The organism is Streptomyces sp. NPDC053426 (assembly GCF_055585405.1).
The window spans coordinates 310,627-329,043 of record NZ_JBVJKE010000005.1; the positions used below are offsets into that span (position 1 = coordinate 310,627).

Consider the following 18,417-nt stretch of genomic DNA (forward strand, 5'->3'; position numbering starts at 1 on the left):
GTGCCCGCTACGCGTCGGCGTTCAGCTCCAGCCGCTGGTGGATCAGGCGGGCGAAGTGGGCCAGGGTGCGCCCGGTGGCCAGGTCGGCCGGGCCGAGGCGGATGTCGAACAGGTCCCTCGCCTGGACCAGGAACTGCATGCCCAGCAGCGAGTCCAGTCCGAAGTCGGTGACGTTGCGCGTGGGGTCCAGGTCGGCCGGGTCGGTCTGCAGGACGCCCGCGAGGAGCCGGGTGATCGTCTCGGTGATCTTGCGCACCGCCTCGTCCGCCGGGAGGTCCGCCAGTGTGCTCAGGAGTTCGTTGCGGGCGTCCGGGGAGGCCGTGGAGGAGGACGGGGCCAGCGGGGCGAGGCGGGGGGTGGCCAGGGCGGGCAGCAGGTGGCGTGCGGCTCCCCAGCGGTAGCGGCCCGCTCCGGCGACGTCGGTGCCGGCGGCCAGGAGGCGGTCGGCGGTGGCGAGGACCTCGGCGGGGGTGAGCAGTTCGAGGCCGCGTCCGGTCATGGCGGGGCCCATGCCGCTGCGGGCGACGTAGCCGGTCTCGCCGACCGGCCCCCAGGCCAGTGCCGTACCCGGCCGGCCGGCGCCGCGCCGGGCCCGGGTGAGGGCCTCCAGGTAGGCGTTGGCCGCCGCGTAGGCGGCCTGGCCCGGGTTGCCGATGCCGGCGGAGACGGAGGAGTAGGTGAGGAACAGGTCCAGGTCGCGGTCGGCGGTGAGGCGGTCCAGGAGGGCCGCGCCGCCCGCCTTGGGCGCCAGTACGGCGGCGAACCGGTCGTCGGTGAGGTCGGCCAGCACCGCGTCGTCCATGTGCATCGCCGCGTGGACGACGCCGCGCAGGGGGTGTCCGGTGGCGTCGACGGCGTCGAGGACCCGGCGCAGCGCGGTCTCGTCGGTGACGTCGGCGGCGTGGGCGGTGGCGTGCGCGCCGCGGTCGGCGAGTTCCTGGAGGAGGGCGGGCGCGTCGGGGGCGTCGGGTCCGCCGCGGGAGAGCAGGGCCAGGTGCCGGGCCCCGCGGTCGGCCAGCAGGCGGGCGGTGGCGGCGCCGAGTCCGCTCAGTCCGCCGGTGATCAGGTAGGTGCCCTCGCCGTCGAGGCGGAGGGTGCCGGGCGCGGGTTCCACGGGGACGGGTTCGTCGAGGGGGTCGAAGGTGACGACGACCTTGCCGGTGTGCCGGGAGTGCTGCAGGAGGTGGAAGGCCTCCTCGACGCGTGCGGCGGGGTGGACCGTGTGGGGCAGGGGGCGGTAGGTGCCGGAGGTGGCCTCCGCCTCGAAGTCCGTGAGGAGCAGGGAGCCGAGTTCCGGGGAGTCGATGACGGCGTCGAGGTTGAAGCCGATGAAGGTGAGGCTGCGGTCGAAGGGGCGCAGTGTGATCGGGTTGTTGAGGAAGATGTCCTTCTTGCCGAGCTCGACGAAGCGGCCGTTGGGGCTCAGGAGGCCGAGGCCCTGGGCGATGGCCTCGCCGCTGAGGGAGTTCACCACGACGTCCACGCCCCGGCCGCCGGTCAGTTCCCGTACGCGGGGGACGAAGTCCAGGCTGCGTGAGTCGAGTACGTGCTCGGCGCCGAGGGTGCGCAGCAGGTCCCGTTTGGTCTCCGTGCCGGCGGTGGCGATGACGCGGGCGCCCTGACGGCGGGCGCACTGCAGGACGGCCAGGCCCACCGCCCCGGCTCCGCCGTGGACGAGCACGGTCTCCCCGGGGCCGAGACGGGCCTGGTTGACGAGGGTCTGGTGGACGGTCAGGAAGGCGACGGGGAAGGTCGCCGCTTCCGTGAAGCCCAGTCCGTCGGGGATGCGGACGACGGCGGAGGCGGGGGTCGTCGCGTGGGAGGCGAGGGCGGCGGGCACGAGGCCGCAGACCCGGTCGCCGGGCTTCAGGTCCCGTACGCCCTCCCCCACGGCGCGTACGACGCCGGCGCCGTCGGTGCCCAGTCCGCGGCCGATCGGGCTGTTCTCCACCGCCTCGGGCGGCAGCAGGCCGTTGGCCCTCATGGGATCGCGGTAGTTGAGGGCCACGGCCCGCATCTCGAGGGCCACCTCGCCCGGTCCGGGTGCGGGGAGGTCCGTCTGCCGCCAGATCAGCCGCCGGCGCAGGCCGGGGTCGCGGGCTTCCAGGATGTACGGCGCGCCGGCGGGGACGCCGGGGGGTTCGTCCGCCGGGTGCTGGACCTGCCTGGGGACGAACCGGCCCCGGGCGGTCAGGACGATCTCGTCCTCCTGGGCGTTCGGGTCGTCGGCGACGGGGGCGAGGAGTTCGCCGGCCAGGCGGCGGGCGTCGGTGTTGGTGTCACCGGTGCGGTGGCAGGAGAGGCGTCGCAGGGACAGGTCGGGGCGCTCGTTGGCGAGGGTGCGGCAGGCCGCCCAGACGGCCGCGTCGACCGGGTGGGAGGGCTGCTCCGGGGCCGGGAAGAGGCCGGTCGGGCGGGTGGCGAGCCACACCCGGGGGCCGGCGGTGCCCTTCAGGCCGTCGCAGGCGGTGGCCAGGGAGCGCAGGAGGGCCGCCCGGCGGGTGGTCCGTGCGACGGTGTCATACGGACCCGGCTCGGCGAGCAGCAGGACGACGCGCGGATCGGTGTCCGTGGGCAGGGCCTCGCTCCAGGCGGCCGCCCGGTCGGGGGCGACGACGACGGTGGCCTTCCCGAGGAGGGCGGCCAGTGCCCGTGCGGTCGCCGTCTCGGTGTCGTCCTCGACGGCGACCACCCAGACGGCACCGGGAACCGCCGGCGGTGGCTCGGCGTTCGGTCCGTGGTCGTGGGCCGGTCCGTGGTCGTGACCTGGCCCCCCGTCCTGGCCCGGTCCGCCGTCGTGGTCCGCCGCCGCGAGGAGGACGGACCGGTCCTCGGGCCCGGTCTGCGCCACACCGGAGAAGCCGCACCGCCGCAGCAGCGGTGCCCACTGGTCGCGGGGGAGGATGCGGGACGCCGGGCGCAGGGTGTGGTCGCCGCGCTCCCAGAAGTCGTCCAGCGTGCCGGAGAGCAGGGCCTGGAGCCGGACGTGGTGCGGTTCGGTGGCCAGCAGGTGTCCGCCGGGGGCCAGCAGGGTGTGCAGCCGGCGCAGGGTCGCGGCCAGGTCGGTGGTGGCGTGCAGGGCGTCGCCCGCGAGGACGAGGTCGAAACCGGACCGGGGCAGGCCCTGACCGATCAGGTCGGCGTCCGGGTCCAGGGTGCGGTGGTCGACGAAGTCGTAGGCGGCGAAGCGGTGTTCGGCGCGGGTGAGGCCGCTGCCGGTGGGGGCGGCGCAGGTGTAGCGGGTCCGGTCGGCGGGCAGCACGGGCAGGGCCGCGGCGGTCAGGGCGGTGGTGGCCGCGCCGACTTCCAGGACGCGCAGCGGACGGTCGGCGGGCCAGCGGCCGACGATGTCGCCGAGCAGTGCCTGCACGGCGCGGTGGGCGAAGCGGTGGGCCGGGCCGGTCTCGTGGAGCTGCTCGTGCGCGCTGTCCCCGGCCGGCAGGAGCTCGCGTGCGTCGACGCGTCCCCGCACCACGTCGGGCAGCCGGCGCAGCTGCCGGTTGAGGAGCAGCGTCTCGGCGCCGTACGGGGGGTGGTCCTCCACCAGGCCGCGCAGCAGCGCCTCGGCGCGGGTCTCCGCGCCGGTCAGTTGCCAGGTCCGTCCGGTCGTCCGGGCGAGGCCCTGCTCGGCCAGCAGGGGCAGCATCAGCCGCACCGCCCGCCGGTGCCGGGGTTGCAGGCCTCCGGCCACCAGGTCGCCCATCGAGAACGGGGCCGCGGGGTCGGCGAGGAGGCCGTGCAGTGTCTCGGCCCAGCGGTGGGCGCCGGCCCGTTCGGCGGCGGCGGTGAACCGGTGGTGGCCGCTGTCGTCCAGGGCGGCGCGGGCGGCGGCGATCCGCGGCTCGGCCGCGCGCGCGATTTCGGCGGGCGCGGGGAGCGGGGAGGGCGGGGCGGGGGTTCCCGGGTGGGGGGCGGCCCGGAGCACGGTGCGCTGGACGGTCAGCGGGGTGCGCTCGGTCAGGTGGCCGCGGCGGGTGCGGCAGCCGTCGATCTCGGCGGTGACCGTGCCGTCGGCGTCGGCGTAGGTGATGTCCCAGCACATCTCGTTGGCGCCGCGGCTGCGCCGGCGCAGGTGGACGACGCCGGTGGGCGCGGGGGTGCGCCACACGCGTACGGATCCGAAGACGGTCGGCAGGAACGCGGCGGAATCCGCCTCCGTCCCGGCGAGGGCCACGGTGGCCTGCAGCGGCGCGTCGAGCAGGACCGGGTGGGCGGTGTAGGCGTCGGCGGTGTGCGCCAGCCGGTAGGTGACCAGCACCTCCTCGTCGCCGACGTCGACACGGTCGATGAGCTGGAAGTCCGGTCCGCAGTTCAGGCCGATGCCGTGGCACGTCCGGTAGAAGTCGGGGCCGTCGACGCTCCGGTCGCAGCGGGCCCGGAGCGCGGTGAGGTCGAGCGGGTCCGGCGCCGTGCCGAGCAGGGTGCGGACCTGGGCGCGCACGACGGGTCGGCACTCCCCTCCGTGTTCCTCGCGGACGCTGATGGTGACGGCGCCGTCGTCGGGGGTGACCGCGGTCTGCAGGGCGACCGGTGTCGGGTCCGGCCACGGCACGGACAGCGGGCGGCCGATCTCCAGGTGCCGTACCTCGACCGGGCGGTCCAGGGCCCGGCGGCCGGCGCTCAGGGCCATCTCCACGTAGGCGGCGGCCGGCATGAGGACGTCGTCCCCGATCCTGTGGTCGCCCAGCCAGGGCACCAGTTGCGGTTCGACGGTGCCGTGCCACACGGGGTGCGGGGCGGGCATCCGCTCGCCCACCAGCGGATGGTCCAGCAGACCGCTGCCGCTGGTGCCCGCGACCCGGTCGTGCGCGGTGCCGTGCCAGTACCTCTCGTGCTGCCAGGCGTAGGCGGGCAGGTCGACCACCCGGCCCGGCCGGGGGAAGTGGTGCCGCCAGTCGGTGGAGGTGTCGGCGGCGAGCAGGGCGGCGACGGCCGCCGCGGTCTCGCGGGGGCCGTCCCCGTCGCGGTGCAGGGTGGCGACGCAGGTGGCGCCGGTGCGGCGCAGGTAGGGGCGCAGCACCGGGTGCGGGCCGATCTCGGCCAGGGCGCCCGCGTGTTCGGCGGCGAGCAGGCCGGCCGCCTCGGCGAACCGGACGGGCTCGCGGACGTTGTGCCACCAGTACGCGGCGTCGAGTTCCGGCCCGTTCAGCCCGGTGCCGGTGACGGTGGAGACGAACGGGATGCGGGCGGGGGCGGGTTCGAGTCCGTCGAGGGCGTCGAGCAGTGGTTCCCTGATGGGGTCCATGGCCCGGCTGTGGAAGGCGTAGTCCAGGTCCAGTTCGCGGAAGAAGACGCCGCGGCCGGTCAGTTCGGCGCCCCAGGCGGCGAGTGCGTCGGCGTTCCCGGCGACGGTCACGTCGCTCTCGCTGTTGATGCCCGCGATCTCCAGGGCGCCGTCGTGGCGGAGCAGTTCCTCGCGTGCCCGCTCCTCGGGCAGGCCGACGGCGGCCATCCGGCCCCGGCCGGCCGTGGCGCCCTGGGTGCGGCTGCGTACGGCGATCACCAGTGCCGCCTGTTCGAGGGTGAGGATCCCGGCGGCGTGGGCGGCGGCGACCTCGCCGACGCTGTGTCCCGCCACGGCCCGCGGTCGCACGCCGTGCGAGGCGAGCAGTCCGGTCAGGCCGGTCTGGACGGCGAACAGGGCGGGCTGGGCGACCTCCGTGCGCTGCCACTTCCGGGGGGAGGGGTGGGCCAGTTCCTTGGCCACCGACCAGCCGAGGTGGGGGGCCAGGGCCGCGTCGGCCTCCTCGACGGCCCGGCGGAAGGCCGGTTCGCCCTCCAGCAGGTCGGCGGCCATGCCCGGCCACTGGGAGGCGTTGCCGGAGAACACGAACGCGGTCCCGTCCCGCTCGCCCGTGCGCACGACGGCCCCGCGGGCGGGCTCCGCGGCCGTCAGCCGGTCGAGCTGCCGGGCGGCGTCCCGCGGGCCGGTGGCCAGTACGGCGGCGCGGTGCGGGTGCGCGGTGCGCCGTACGGTGCTGGTGTGGGCCAGGTCGTAGAACTCGCCGGGCTCCGTGTCCCGCAGCCGCTCCGCCATGCGGGCGGTCATCCGCTTCAGCGCCTCGGGGGACCGCGCGGAGACGACCAGCGGCAGCGGGCGCCCGTCCGGCACCGGGTCCGGCCCGGGCTCGCGGGCGGGGGGCGGCGGGGTGACGACGGCGTGGGCGTTGGCCCCGCCGAAGCCGAAGGCGCTCACTCCCACGGCGGCCCGCTCCCCCACCTCCAGCGGGACGGGTTCGACGGCGGGGGCCAGTCCCAGGCCGTCGAAGTCGATCCGGGGGTTGAGGGGAAGGGCGTACAGGGACGCCGGCACCAGTCGGTGGCGCAGCACCAGGATCGCCTTGAGCAGGCCGGCCATCCCGGAGGCGGGCTCCAGGTGGCCGAGGTTCGACTTCACCGAGCCGATCGGCAGCGGGCCGCCGCGCCGGCTCCGGCCCAGCGCCCGGCCGATGGCCTCGGCCTCCGCCGGGTCGCCGATCTGGGTGCCGGTGCCGTGGGCCTCGACGTAGACCAGGTCGTCGGCGTCGATCCCGGCCTCCGCGTAGACCGTGTGCAGCAGCGCCTCCTGCGTCTCGGCGCTGGGGACGATCATGCCGGTGCTGCGGCCGTCGGTGTTGTTGCCGGTGGCGGCCAGTACGGCGTGGACGCGGTCGCCGTCCGCCACCGCGTCCGCGAGGCGCTTGAGGACGAGCACCGCGCCGCCCTCCGCGCGGACGAACCCGTCGGCGTCGGCGGAGAACGCCGCGCAGTGCCCGCGCCGCGACAGCATGCCCGCGTAGGAGAACCCGGCGAAGGAGTAGGGATTCGACAGCACGTTGACACCGCCGGCCAGGGCGACGCGGCCGGTGCCCTCGCGCAGGGTGCGGCAGGCCCGGTCCAGGGCGACCAGGGCGGAGGAGCAGGCCGTGTCGACGGCCATGCTCGGCCCGCGCAGGTCGAAGGCGTACGACATCCGGTTCGCCGTGATGGACAGGGTGGCGCCGGGCATGGTGTGCGGACTCGTGTGGTCCTGCATCATCGACAGGTTCACGCCGTAGCCGGGGTCCGAGACGCCCACGTACACGCAGGTGTCCGACCCGGCCAGCGATTCGGCGGGGATGGCGGCGTCGTCCAGTGCCTCGGCGGTCATCTCCAGCAGCAGCCGCTGCTGCGGGTCGATGTGCCGGGCCTCCGCGGGGGACATGCCGAAGTAGGCGGCGTCGAACGAGGCGACGTCGTCGAGGAAGCCGCCGGCGGCGGTGTAGCTGCGGCCGGGGCGCACGGTCCCGGGGTCGACCGTACGGTCGCGGGGCAGCCGGTCGGCGGGCATCTCGCCGACCACGTCCCGTCCGTCGCGCAGCACGGACCACAGGCCGTCCAGGTCGGTGATGCCTCCGGGGAGCCGGCAGCCCACGCCCACCACCGCCACGGCCCGTTCAAGCTGCTGCATCGCCAAGTCCCCGCCCCTTCACGCCGATTACTGGCCCTCGTGCGGATTGAAGCGGATCGAGGGGGACGACGAGCGGGAAAATCCACCACATATCACTCGTTGGGGTGGGCATGCCTGCGTATACGTCATTCCGGTCCGGCAGCGGCTACGGTGGCGCGGTGCCCGAAGCCATCCGTGCCCGTATCGCCGCCGTCTCCGCTCATCTTCCGTCCCGCTACCGGACCTTGGACGAGATCCGCGTCAAGATCGCCGGGACGGGTGGCTACGCTCCGCCGCCCGGCCTGCTGGAGGATCTCACCGGGGTGCGCGGGGTCCATGTGCACGAGGCCGGCGAGGACGCCTCCGACCTCGCCGTGACGGCCGCCCGCGCGGCGCTCGACGAGTCGGGGCTGAAGATCGGCGACATCGGTCTGCTGCTGTTCGCCTCGACCTCGCAGGACCTGGTCGAACCCGCCACGTCCCACCTCGTGGCCGCCAAACTGGGCGCCTCGTGCCCGGTGTTCGACGTCAAGAACGCCTGCAACAGCTTCCTCAACGCCATGGAGGTGGCCGCGTCGTTCATCGAGACCGGCCGCTACCGCACGGTCCTCATCGCCTGCGGCGAACCCTCCACCCTGGCCACCCGCTGGCACGTCCCCGACCGGGAGGACCTGCTCAGGGCCCTGCCCGGTTACACCACCTCCGACGCCGGCGCCGCGATGGTGCTCACCGCCGGCCCCGCGGGTGACGGCGATCCCGGCATCCTGGTCCAGCGGTTCGTCAGCAACTCCGCCGCCTGGAACGCCTGCACCGTGTCCGGCGGGGGGAGCATGCACCACCTCTCCGTCCACGACGACCACACCACCCTGCGGCTGAACGGGGACCTGCGCCAGGCCGCGCTCGACGTGCTCCCCCGGATCCTGGACACCGCCGGGGAGGGACTCGAGGCGGCACGTTCCGGCGCCTACGCCTTCATCGCCTTCCACCAGATCGCCATGCCGCAGTACCGCGAGGTGATCGACCTGTTCTCCCTCCCCGAGGACCGCTGCCTGCCCGCGGTGGCCGAGCACGGGAACTGCGCGGCGGCCTCCCTCCCCCTGCAACTGGTCAAGGCGCGGGAGGCCGACCGCATCGAGAGCGGGGACCTGGTGGCGATGATCGGCCTGGCCAGCGGTTTCAGCTTCGGCCTGGCTCTCGTACGGTGGTGACCGCCCGAGCCGTGGACACCCCGGCCCCCGCCCCCGTACCGGATCCCGCCACGCTGGAGCGGCTGATGCCGGGCTACCCCGCGCCCCGGCACTGGCGGCGCGTGCCGGTCACCGGGCAGCACTATCTCGATCTCGGCTCCGGGCAGCCGGTGCTGTTCCTGCACGGCAACCCGTCGTGGAGCTACGTCTGGCGGGGGCTGCTGCACCGGCTCTCCCCGCACGCCCGCTGCCTGGCACCGGACCTGCCGGGCTTCGGGCTGTCCCGGCATCTGCGGCCCGCGGACGGGGTTCCCGACCCCTACGAGGCCCAACTGGAAAGCCTGGACGGCCTCTACCGCCATCTGGTGCGGGACGCGGGGCTGCCCGAGCGGGGCTGGACGTTCGTCCTGCACGACTGGGGCGGCCCGCTCGGTGCCGCCTGGGCCCTGCGGAACCCGGGCGTGGTGGCCCGGCTGGTCTTCTGCAACACCGTGGCCTTCCCCTTCCCGGACGGCTTCCGGCTGCCGTTCTACCTGCGGTGGATCCGTGACCACCGGACGGTCGCCGAACTCGTCCACGCCACCAACGCGTTCGCCCGCGTCGCCGTGCGCGCCGGGGTCCACCGCCCGCTGCTCACCGCCGAGCGACGGGCCTATCTGCGGCCCTGTGCCCGCCGCGCGGAGCGCCGGGCGGTCACCGACGCCGTCCGGGCGATCCCCCGCGACCCCGCGGACCCGGCGTGGCGGCTGCTCGAACCTCCCGGCGGCGGGGCCGGCCTGTCGGAGCTGCCGCTGCTCGTCGGCTGGGGCATGCGCGATCCCGTCTTCACCCCGGCCCTGCTTCAGGAGTGGGTCCGCCGCCACCCCCACGCCGCCGTCCACCGCTTCCCCGACGCCGGGCACTTCGTGATGGAGGACGCCGGCGCCGAACTGGGCGACCGCGTCCGTGACTTCCTCCAGGGGGCACCATGACCGCCACCGTTCCCGGCATCGCCGCACGCCTGACCGACGGGCCCGACGCCGTCGCCCTCGTCGAATGCCGTAGGGGGACCTCCCGGACGACCGGCCGCGGCGAGCTGGTGCGGCGCTGCCACCACCTCGCGCGGGCCCTGCGCGAGGCGGGCGTACGGCCCGGTCACAAGGCCGTCGTGATGACCCGCGACGCCCACGACCTCACCGCCGTCTCGTACGCCCTCGGCCTCGTCGGCGCCGTCCCCGTCCTGATCGAACCGCGCGCCGAGGTCGGCCGCTGCCTGCGGGACGTCGCCCCGGACGTCTTCGTCGGGGAGCCGCTGGCCCACCTCGGGCGCCGGGCCCTGGGGTGGGGCCGCCCCCACGTCCGGATCCCCCTGGTCACCGGTCCCGCGCCGCTCCTCCTGGGACGGCGGCTGGCCACCCGCGTGCCGGCCGGTGACGTCCCGGCCTCGCGGGTGCGGGAGCCCGACGGCGACGAGCCGGCCCTCATCGCCTTCACGTCCGGCTCCACCGGACGGCCCAAGGGCGCCGAGTACCGCCACACCACCCTGGCCGGGCAGCTCGACGCGCTGACCGCGCTGATGGCCCCCCGGCCCGACGACGTACTGCTCGCCGGATTCCTGCCGGTCGCGCTGCTCGGCCCGCTGCTCGGCGTGACCACCGTCGCCCCGGCGGTGAACCACCTGGCCCCGGCCCGCACACCGCCGGAGGAACTCGTCGGGCCGATCCTGGAACACCGGGCGAGCATCGTCCTGGCCTCCCCCGCCGTGCTCACCCTGATCGCCCGTCACTGCGCCCGCCACGGCGTCACCCTGCCCTCGGTCCGGCAGGTCCTGTCCTTCGGAGCCCCGCTGCGCGTCCGCCTCGCCGACGCCCTGCGCGAGGCCGTGCCGGACGACGCCGAGATCCTCAGCGTCTACGGCGCCACGGAGTGCCTGCCCGTCTCCGCGATCGCCGACCACGACCTGCGGGCCTCGCGCACCGCGCCGCCCGCCGGGCACGCCGGCACCTGCCTGGGCCGGCCGCTGCCCGGCATCCGCGCCCGGATCCTGGACGCCGACGCCACCGGACTCGGCGAGATCGCCGTCACCGGTCCCACCGTCAGCCCCGCCTACCACGCGCGCCCCGACGCCGACGCCGCCACCAAGAGCGACACCGGCCACGGCGTGCTGCACCGCACCGGGGACCTCGGCCGGCTCGACGACGAGGGCCGGCTGTGGTTCCTCGGCCGCAAGGCCCACCTGGTCACCGGCACCGGCTTCACCCTGACCACCGAGGACATCGAGGCCGCGGCGGACACCGCCCCCGGCATCCGGCGCACCGCCCTGGTCGGCGTCGGCACGGCCGTGTGCCAACTGCCCGTGCTGTGCGTGGAGCCCCTGCCGTCCACCCCGCGCGCCGCCGCCCTGGCGGCCGTACGCACCGTCCTGAAGGACCATCCGGACGGGCACCGCGTCGGCGCCCTGCTGATCCGTACGGCCTTTCCCACCGACCCCCGGCACAACTCCAAGATCGACCGCATGCGGCTGGCCGGCTGGGCCGCGAAGCGCCTGCGCGGGAGGGTCCGATGAAGGTACTGGTCACCGGCGGGAGCGGCTTCCTCGGCCTGGAGATCTGCCGGCAGCTGAAAGCGCGCGGCGACACCGTCTCCTCCCTGGGCCGCCGCCCCAGCGGCGCGCTGGAGCGGCTGGGCGTCCACCAGCACCTGGGGGACCTCGCCGACGCCGCCGCGGTCTCCCGTGCCGTCGCCGGGTGCGACGCCGTCGTCCACAACGCCGCCCTGGCCGGTGTCAGCGGCCCGCCGCGGCCCTACTGGGTCACCAATGTCGTCGGCACCCGCCATGTGATCGAGCAGTGCCGCGCCCACGGGGTGGGCACGCTCCTCTACACCTCGACCGCCAGTGTCGTCTTCCGGCCCGGCGGTGTGGAAGGCGTCACCGAGAGCCTTCCCCCCGTCCCCCGTCACCTGGCCGCCTACCCCGCGACCAAGGCCCGCGCCGAGGCCCTGGTGCTGGCCGCGCACGGTCCGGAGCTGGCCACCGTCTCGCTGCGCCCGCACATCATCTGGGGGCCGGGCGACCCCCATTTCGCACCCGCCCTCACGCGTGCCGTGCGGGCCGGCCGGCTGCCGATGCCCGGTGACGGCGGCAACCTCGTCGACACCACCCACGTCCGTACCGCCGCCCACGCCCATCTGCTCGCCCTGGACCGGCTGCGGCGGTCGCCTCGGGCGGTGGGCGGCCGCGCCTACTTCGTCGGCCAGGACGACCCGCGTCCCCTGCGCGAGCTCACCGGGCACTTCCTGCGGGCCGCCGGCGTCGACGCCCGCTGGTGCGCCGTACCGCCCCGGCTCGCCACCGCCGGTGCCGCGGCCGGCGACGCGCTGCTGCGCGCGGTCCGCAGTTCCCGCACCCACGCCCTGAGCCGCTTCCTGGTCGCGGAACTGCTGCATCCGCACTGGTTCGACCTCACCGCCGCCCGCCGCGACCTGGGCTTCGAGCCGCCGGTCGGGTTCGACGCCGGTATCGCGGAGCTCACCCGGCTCACCCCGTCCGCCCCGAACGACGGCGAGGAGACACCGTGCCGGACACCTACGACGCCGTCCGTTCCGTCCTGACCGGCTCCTTCCGCGTCCCCGAGGACGGGATCCGGCCCGAGCTCACGCCGGGGCAACTGGACCTGGACGCCCCGGCACCGGGGTTCGACATCGACTGCGTGACCGAGGAGCCCCGTCGGCAGGACGTCCGTATCGCCGTCAGCCACTCCTTCGGCTTCGGCGGGCACGACGTCGTCCTCGCCCTGGCCGAGGCATGACGGCGGGCCCCGCCGGTTCAGCGGGACGGTGGGGCGGGCGGGGCGGAGGCGGCCGGGTCCTCGTCGTGGCCCGGGGCCATGCGGCTGTGGGTGCGGCTGTAGAGGAAGTAGACGACGATGCCGATCGCCATCCAGACGCCGAAGCGGACCCAGGTCTCGGCGGGCAGGTTCAGCATCAGCCACAGGGACGCGGCGACCGACACGATCGGCAGGACCGGCACCCAGGGGGTGCGGAACGACCGGTGCAGGTCGGGCCGGGTCCTGCGGAGGATGATCACGCTGATCGCGACGATCACGAAGGCGAACAGGGTGCCGATGTTCACCAGCGCGGCCAGTTCGTTCAGCGGGGTGAAGCCGGCGAGGACCGCGATGACGACGCCGAGCAGGATCGTCGGCCGGTGCGGGGTCTTGAACCGGGGGTGGACCCGGGAGAAGAACCGGGGCAGCAGTCCGTCGCGGCTCATCGCGAAGAAGACACGGGTCTGGCCGAGCAGCAGGATCATGCAGACGGTCGTCAGGCCGACGGCGGCGCCGAAGCTGATGAAGCCCGCGAACCAGGGATGCCCGGTGGCCTTGAAGGCGTCCGCCAGCGGGGCGTCCACGGACAGCTCGCTGTAGTGCTGCATACCGGTGACGACGATCGACACCAGGACGTACAGCACGGTGCAGATGAACAGGGAGCCGAGGATGCCGCGGGGCATGTCGCGCTGGGGGTTGCGGGTCTCCTCGGCGGCCGTGGCGACGATGTCGAAGCCGATGAAGGCGAAGAACACCACCGAGGCGGCGGTGAAGATGCCCATCACACCGAAGTTGGCCGGGGCCCAGCCGAACATGAGCTGGATGAGCGGGGCTTCGAGGCTCTCGCCGGGGGGCACGGGCTTGGAGTCCGGGATGAACGGGTCGTAGTTGTCGGCGGTGATGAAGAAGGCCCCCGCGATGATCACCACGAGGACCACGGTCACCTTGACGGCGACGACGATCGAGGTGACGCGGGCGGACAGCTTCATGCCGAGGACGAGGATGCCGGTGAGCACCAGCACCAGGACGGCGGCGAGGATGTCGAACCCGAAGACGTCGGAGCCCTCGCGGCTGCCCAGCGCCGCGGGCATCTCCCAGCCCGCGTTGCCCATGAGCGACTGGATGTAGCCGGACCAGCCGACGGCCACCACCGCCGTGCCGAGCGCGAACTCCAGGACCAGGTCCCAGCCGATGATCCAGGCCGGCAGCTCGCCCAGAGAGGCGTAGGAGAACGTATAGGCGGAGCCCGCCACCGGGACGGTGGAGGCGAACTCGGCGTAGCAGAGCGCGGCGAGCGCACAGACGACACCGGCCACCGTGAAGGCCAGGGCCACCGCGGGTCCGGCGTTGTTCTTGGCGACCGTACCGGTGAGGACGAAGATGCCGGTGCCGATGATGACACCGACGCCGAAGACGGTCAGGTCCAGCGCGGACAGGGATTTCTTGAGCGCGTGCTCGGGTTCCTCGGTGTCCCGGATGGACTGCTCGACGTTCTTCGTCCGGAAGAGAGGGCTGGTCACGGGTACCTCCCACGCTTGGCGTCCTCGACATGATCGAGAGGGGGCGTAGGTCGTATGCCCCGGTACGGGCACCCTCACGCAAACGGGCCGCCCGCGCCACTTTTCACAAGGGCACGGGCGGCCCATCCGGGCGACGCCTGGCGGCGGGTCAGTCGCGGGCCGGCTCCACCGAGTCGACCGCGTCGGCGGCGGAGCGCTCGTACCGTCCGTCGAGCTTCGCCACCAGGCCGGTGACCTGGCGGGCGATGTCGGGGGCGGTCAGTCCGATCTCGGCCATGACCTCGGCGCGCGAGGCGTGGTCGAGGAAGCGCGGCGGGATGCCGAAGTCGCGCAGCGGCACGTCCACGCCGGCGTCGCGCAGGGCCTGGGCGATCGCGGAGCCGACGCCGCCGACGCGCGAGTTGTCCTCGACGGTGACGACCACGCGGTGCTTCTCGGCGAGCGGGGCCATGGCCTCGTCGACGGGCTTGACCCAGCGCGGGTCGACGACGGTGGCGGAGATGCCCTGCCGGTCGAGCAGGGCGGCGATCTCCAGGCACATCGGCGCGAGGGCGCCCACGGAGACCAGCAGCACGTCGGGGGCGTCGGTGCCGGGCTCGCGCAGGACGTCCATGCCGCCGACGCGGCCCACGGCGGGTACGGCGGGGCCGACGGCGCCCTTGGAGAAGCGCACCACGGTGGGGGCGTCCTCCACGGCGACGGCCTCGCGCAGCTGGGCGCGCACCTGGTCGGCGTCGCGCGGGGCGGCGAGCCGCAGCCCGGGGACGACCTGGAGGATCGACATGTCCCACATGCCGTTGTGGGAGGCGCCGTCGGTGCCGGTGACACCGGCCCGGTCGAGCACGAACGTCACGCCGCACTTGTGCAGGGCCACGTCCATGAGCACCTGGTCGAAGGCGCGGTTGAGGAAGGTGGCGTACACGGCGAAGACGGGGTGCACCCCGGCGTGGGCGAGGCCGGCCGCGGAGACGGCGCCGTGCTGCTCGGCGATGCCGACGTCGTAGACCCGCTCGGGGAAGCGCTTGGCGAACTTGTCGAGGCCGACCGGCTGGAGCATGGCCGCGGTGATGGCGACGACGTCCTCGCGCTCCTCGCCGAGCTTGACCATCTCCTCGCCGAAGACACTCGTCCAGTCGGCGCCGGAGCTGGCGATCGGCAGGCCCGTGTCGGGGTGGATCTTGCCGACGGCGTGGAAGCGGTCGGCCTCGTCCTGGAGGGCGGGCTGGTAGCCGCGGCCCTTCTCGGTGAGGCAGTGCACGATCACCGGGCCGCCGAACCGCTTGGCGCGGGCCAGGGCGGACTCCAGGGCCTCGATGTCGTGGCCGTCGATGGGTCCGACGTACTTCAGGCCGAGGTCCTCGAACATGCCCTGCGGGGCGATGAAGTCCTTCAGGCCCTTCTTGGCGCCGTGCAGCGTGTCGAAGAGGGGCTTGCCGACGACCGGGGTGCGCTCCAGGAGGTCCTTGGTGCGGGTCAGGAAGCGCTCGTAGCCGTCGGTGGTGCGCAGGGTCGCCAGGTGGTTGGCGAGGCCGCCGATGGTGGGCGAGTAGGAGCGCTCGTTGTCGTTGACGACGATGACCAGCGGGCGGTCCTTGGCGTCGGCGATGTTGTTCAGCGCCTCCCAGGCCATGCCGCCTGTCAGCGCGCCGTCACCGATGACCGCGACGACGTGGCTGTCGCGCTTCTTGATCTGGTTGGCCTTGGCGATGCCGTCGGCCCAGCCGAGCACGGTGGAGGCGTGGCTGTTCTCGATGACGTCGTGCTCGGACTCGGCCTGCGAGGGGTAGCCGGACAGGCCGCCCTTCATCTTCAGCCTGGAGAAGTCCTGCCGGCCGGTCAGCAGCTTGTGGACGTAGGACTGGTGGCCGGTGTCCCAGAGCACCTTGTCCTTGGGCGACTCGAAGACCCGGTGCAGGGCGATGGTGAGCTCCACCACACCGAGGTTGGGGCCGAGGTGGCCGCCGGTCTTGGAGACCGCGTCGACGAGGAAGGTCCGGATCTCCCCGGCCAGCCGGTCGAGCTCCTCCAGGCTGAGCCGGTCCAGATCGCGCGGTCCCCTGATGCGGGTCAGCAGCGGCACCCGTGCCTCCTTGCAGTAGAGCTGATCGAGCTGTTGCCGGGCGGGTCGAGTCTAATGTTCCGCCCGGCGGGAACGACTCCGGGCGGTGCGTCGTACGTCACCCGATCAGCAGTACCCCGGATGTGCGAGTCCTACGACACGACCGTGGCCCGGCGCCTGTGAGGCACCGGGCCACAGCAACGCACCCAGGGGCGCGGTCAACCACAGCTGACCGGCAGTCGAAACACTACGCGCGCCCCGCGGTCTTCTGCGTCTTACGGGTGACCGCGTCGATGACGACGGTCGCGAGCAGCACACCGCCGGTGATCATGTACTGGACCGGCGAGGCGATACCCTCGAGCGCCAGCCCGTACGTGATCGAGATGATCACCATCACACCGAGCAGCGCGTCCCACGTGCGGCCACGACCGCCGAAGAGCGACGTACCACCGATGACCGCCGCGGCGATGACGTTCATCAGGAACTCACCGGTACCCGCGCCCTGGTTGGCGGAGGCGATCTTCGACGCGACGAACAGGCCGCCGATCGCGGCGAACGTACCGGCGATCGCGAAGACCGAGATGCGGACCATCTCGACGTTGATGCCGGCACGGCGGGACGCCTCGACGCTGCCGCCGAGCGCGAAGACCTTGCGGCCGTACGCGGTGCGGCGCAGCACGAAGTCCGTGAGCACCAGGAACGCCAGGAAGATCACCACGGCCAGCGGCAGGCCCTTGTACTGGTTGAAGACGATCGCGGCGGCGAAGGCCAGGATCGCGAGCAGTACGGTCCGCACGATGAGCTCGTTCAGCGGGCGGGACGGCACACCGGCGGCCTCGCGGCGGCGGTTGTCGAAGAACGCGGTGAGGAAGTAGCCCACGGTCACGACGATCGCCAGGCCGTACGCGGCGGCCACATCGCTGAAGTAGTAGCTGGTCAGCTTGACGACGAGGCCGTCGGAGTCGAGGTTGATCGTGCCGTTGGCGCCCAGGATCTGCAGCATGAAGCCCTGCCAGAACAGCAGTCCGGCCAGTGTCACGGCGAAGGCCGGGACGCCGATGCGGGCGAAGATGAAGCCGTGGATGGCGCCGGCCGCCGTGCCGCTGAGGATCGCCAGCACCAGGGCCAGCACCTCGTTCATCCCGTGGGTGACGTTCATGACCGCGAACGCCGCGCCCGCGACACCGCTGACCGAGCCGACCGACAGGTCGATCTCGCCGAGCAGCAGGACGAAGACGATACCGACGGCGATCATGCCCGTGCCGACCATGGCGACGGACATGTCGGAGAAGTTGCCGGCGGTGAGGAAGTTGGAGTTCAGGCTGGTGAAGATGGCCCAGATGATCAGCAGGCCGACCACGACGGGGATGGAGCCGAGGTCACCGGCCTTCATCTTCCGCTTGAACTCGTTGAGGTAGCCCGCGAAGCCCTGTTCGCGCACCAGCAGCCGGGGGTCGACAGCGGTGACCGCCGCGGACGCCGCCTCGGGGTTCTCCACGGCGTGGTCCTCGGTGGGGGTGGAGGTCTTTTCGGTGCTCACTTCTTGATCTCCCCATTGGTGCGCGCCGCACGACGGGTCACGGCGTTGTCCGTGGCGCCCGTGATGGCGGAGATGATCTCTTCCTGCGAGGTCGACTTGACCTCGAAGACGCCGTTGTTGCGCCCGAGGCGCAGGACGGCGACCTTGTCCGCCACGGCCTTCACATCGGCCATGTTGTGGCTGATGAGGATGACGGCGTGGCCGCGCTCGCGCAGCCGCTCGACGAGGTCGAGGACCTGCGCGGTCTGCTCGACGCCGAGGGCGGCGGTGGGCTCGTCCAGGATCACCAGCTTGGGCTCGCCGAGCATGGACCGGGCGATGGCCACGACCTGGCGCTGACCGCCGGAGAGGGAGGCGATCGGGATGCGGACACTGGGGATGCGGATCGACAGGGTGTCGAGGAGCTCGCGGGAGCGGCGCTCCATCTCCACCTCGTCCAGGACTCCGCGCCTGCGGATCTCCCGGCCCAGGTAGAGGTTGCCGACGACATCGATGTTGTCGCACAGCGCGAGGTCCTGGTAGACCGTCGCGATGCCCAGGTTCTGGGCGTCGTGCGGCTTGTTGATCTGGACGGCCTTGCCGTCCCACTCGATGGATCCCTCATCGATGGGATGCACGCCGGCGATCGTCTTGACCAGCGTGGACTTTCCGGCGCCGTTGTCGCCCACCAGGGCGACCACCTCACCGGCGTGGACCTCAAGCTCTACGTCGGTGAGCGCCTGGACGGCACCGAAACGCTTGGAGACCCCGCGCAACGCCAGCACGGGCGTAGCGGACACGTGAACCATCTCCTTCGCCGCCTGACCCGGCGGGAGGTTGTGCAGAAGTTTCTGAGGGGGGTGTTCCGTCCGGCGCCCCGCGTAGCTTGCGGGGCTGATGTGTGCGGGGCGCCGGCGG

General features: G+C 73.5%; 9 protein-coding genes and 1 pseudogene. 5 read left to right on the forward strand and 5 right to left on the reverse strand.

What is annotated here, in order from left to right; genetic code table 11:
- Positions 1-7: 7 nt before the first annotated feature.
- Positions 8-7,429 (reverse strand): SDR family NAD(P)-dependent oxidoreductase, encoded by a 7,422-nt coding sequence (locus tag ACZ62B_RS13195; RefSeq protein WP_469690281.1) that lies wholly within the window; start codon positions 7,427-7,429, stop codon positions 8-10.
- 158 nt (positions 7,430-7,587) lie between these two features.
- Between ACZ62B_RS13195 and ACZ62B_RS13200 the strand changes: the two genes are divergently transcribed.
- The 5 genes and pseudogenes from ACZ62B_RS13200 to ACZ62B_RS13220 form a co-directional block, all read left to right on the forward strand.
- A complete protein-coding gene (locus ACZ62B_RS13200) occupies positions 7,588-8,616 on the forward strand; it encodes a 3-oxoacyl-ACP synthase III family protein (protein WP_344564455.1) in 1,029 nt (342 codons plus the stop codon).
- Positions 8,613-9,566: an alpha/beta fold hydrolase gene (locus ACZ62B_RS13205; protein WP_469690283.1), complete on the forward strand. Its 954-nt coding sequence runs from the start codon at positions 8,613-8,615 to the stop codon at positions 9,564-9,566. The genes ACZ62B_RS13200 and ACZ62B_RS13205 overlap by 4 nt, the downstream gene beginning before the upstream one ends.
- A complete protein-coding gene (locus ACZ62B_RS13210) occupies positions 9,563-11,140 on the forward strand; it encodes an AMP-binding protein (protein WP_344564451.1) in 1,578 nt (525 codons plus the stop codon). Before ACZ62B_RS13205 ends, ACZ62B_RS13210 begins: the two co-directional genes overlap by 4 nt.
- A complete protein-coding gene (locus ACZ62B_RS13215) occupies positions 11,137-12,186 on the forward strand; it encodes an NAD-dependent epimerase/dehydratase family protein (protein WP_469690285.1) in 1,050 nt (349 codons plus the stop codon). The genes ACZ62B_RS13210 and ACZ62B_RS13215 overlap by 4 nt, the downstream gene beginning before the upstream one ends.
- Before the next feature lie 56 nt (positions 12,187-12,242).
- Positions 12,243-12,383 (forward strand): annotated as a pseudogene (locus ACZ62B_RS13220) (3-oxoacyl-ACP synthase); the annotation flags it as partial.
- 17 nt (positions 12,384-12,400) lie between these two features.
- Here the strand turns inward: ACZ62B_RS13220 and ACZ62B_RS13225 are convergent.
- The 4 genes from ACZ62B_RS13225 to ACZ62B_RS13240 form a co-directional block, all read right to left on the reverse strand.
- Positions 12,401-13,921 (reverse strand): amino acid permease, encoded by a 1,521-nt coding sequence (locus ACZ62B_RS13225; protein ID WP_468720203.1) that lies wholly within the window; start codon positions 13,919-13,921, stop codon positions 12,401-12,403.
- A 148-nt stretch (positions 13,922-14,069) separates the two neighbouring features.
- Positions 14,070-16,001 carry a 1-deoxy-D-xylulose-5-phosphate synthase gene (dxs, locus tag ACZ62B_RS13230; protein ID WP_344564445.1) on the reverse strand — a complete coding sequence of 644 codons (1,932 nt, stop codon included), beginning with the start codon at positions 15,999-16,001 and terminating at the stop codon, positions 14,070-14,072.
- A 226-nt stretch (positions 16,002-16,227) separates the two neighbouring features.
- The gene (locus ACZ62B_RS13235) at positions 16,228-17,520 is read right to left on the reverse strand and encodes a sugar ABC transporter permease (RefSeq protein WP_344564443.1); all 1,293 of its coding nucleotides are present in this window, start codon (positions 17,518-17,520) and stop codon (positions 16,228-16,230) included.
- The gene (locus ACZ62B_RS13240; RefSeq protein WP_344564441.1) at positions 17,517-18,308 is read right to left on the reverse strand and encodes an ATP-binding cassette domain-containing protein; all 792 of its coding nucleotides are present in this window, start codon (positions 18,306-18,308) and stop codon (positions 17,517-17,519) included. The genes ACZ62B_RS13235 and ACZ62B_RS13240 overlap by 4 nt, the downstream gene beginning before the upstream one ends.
- Between the last annotated feature and the right edge of the window lie 109 nt (positions 18,309-18,417).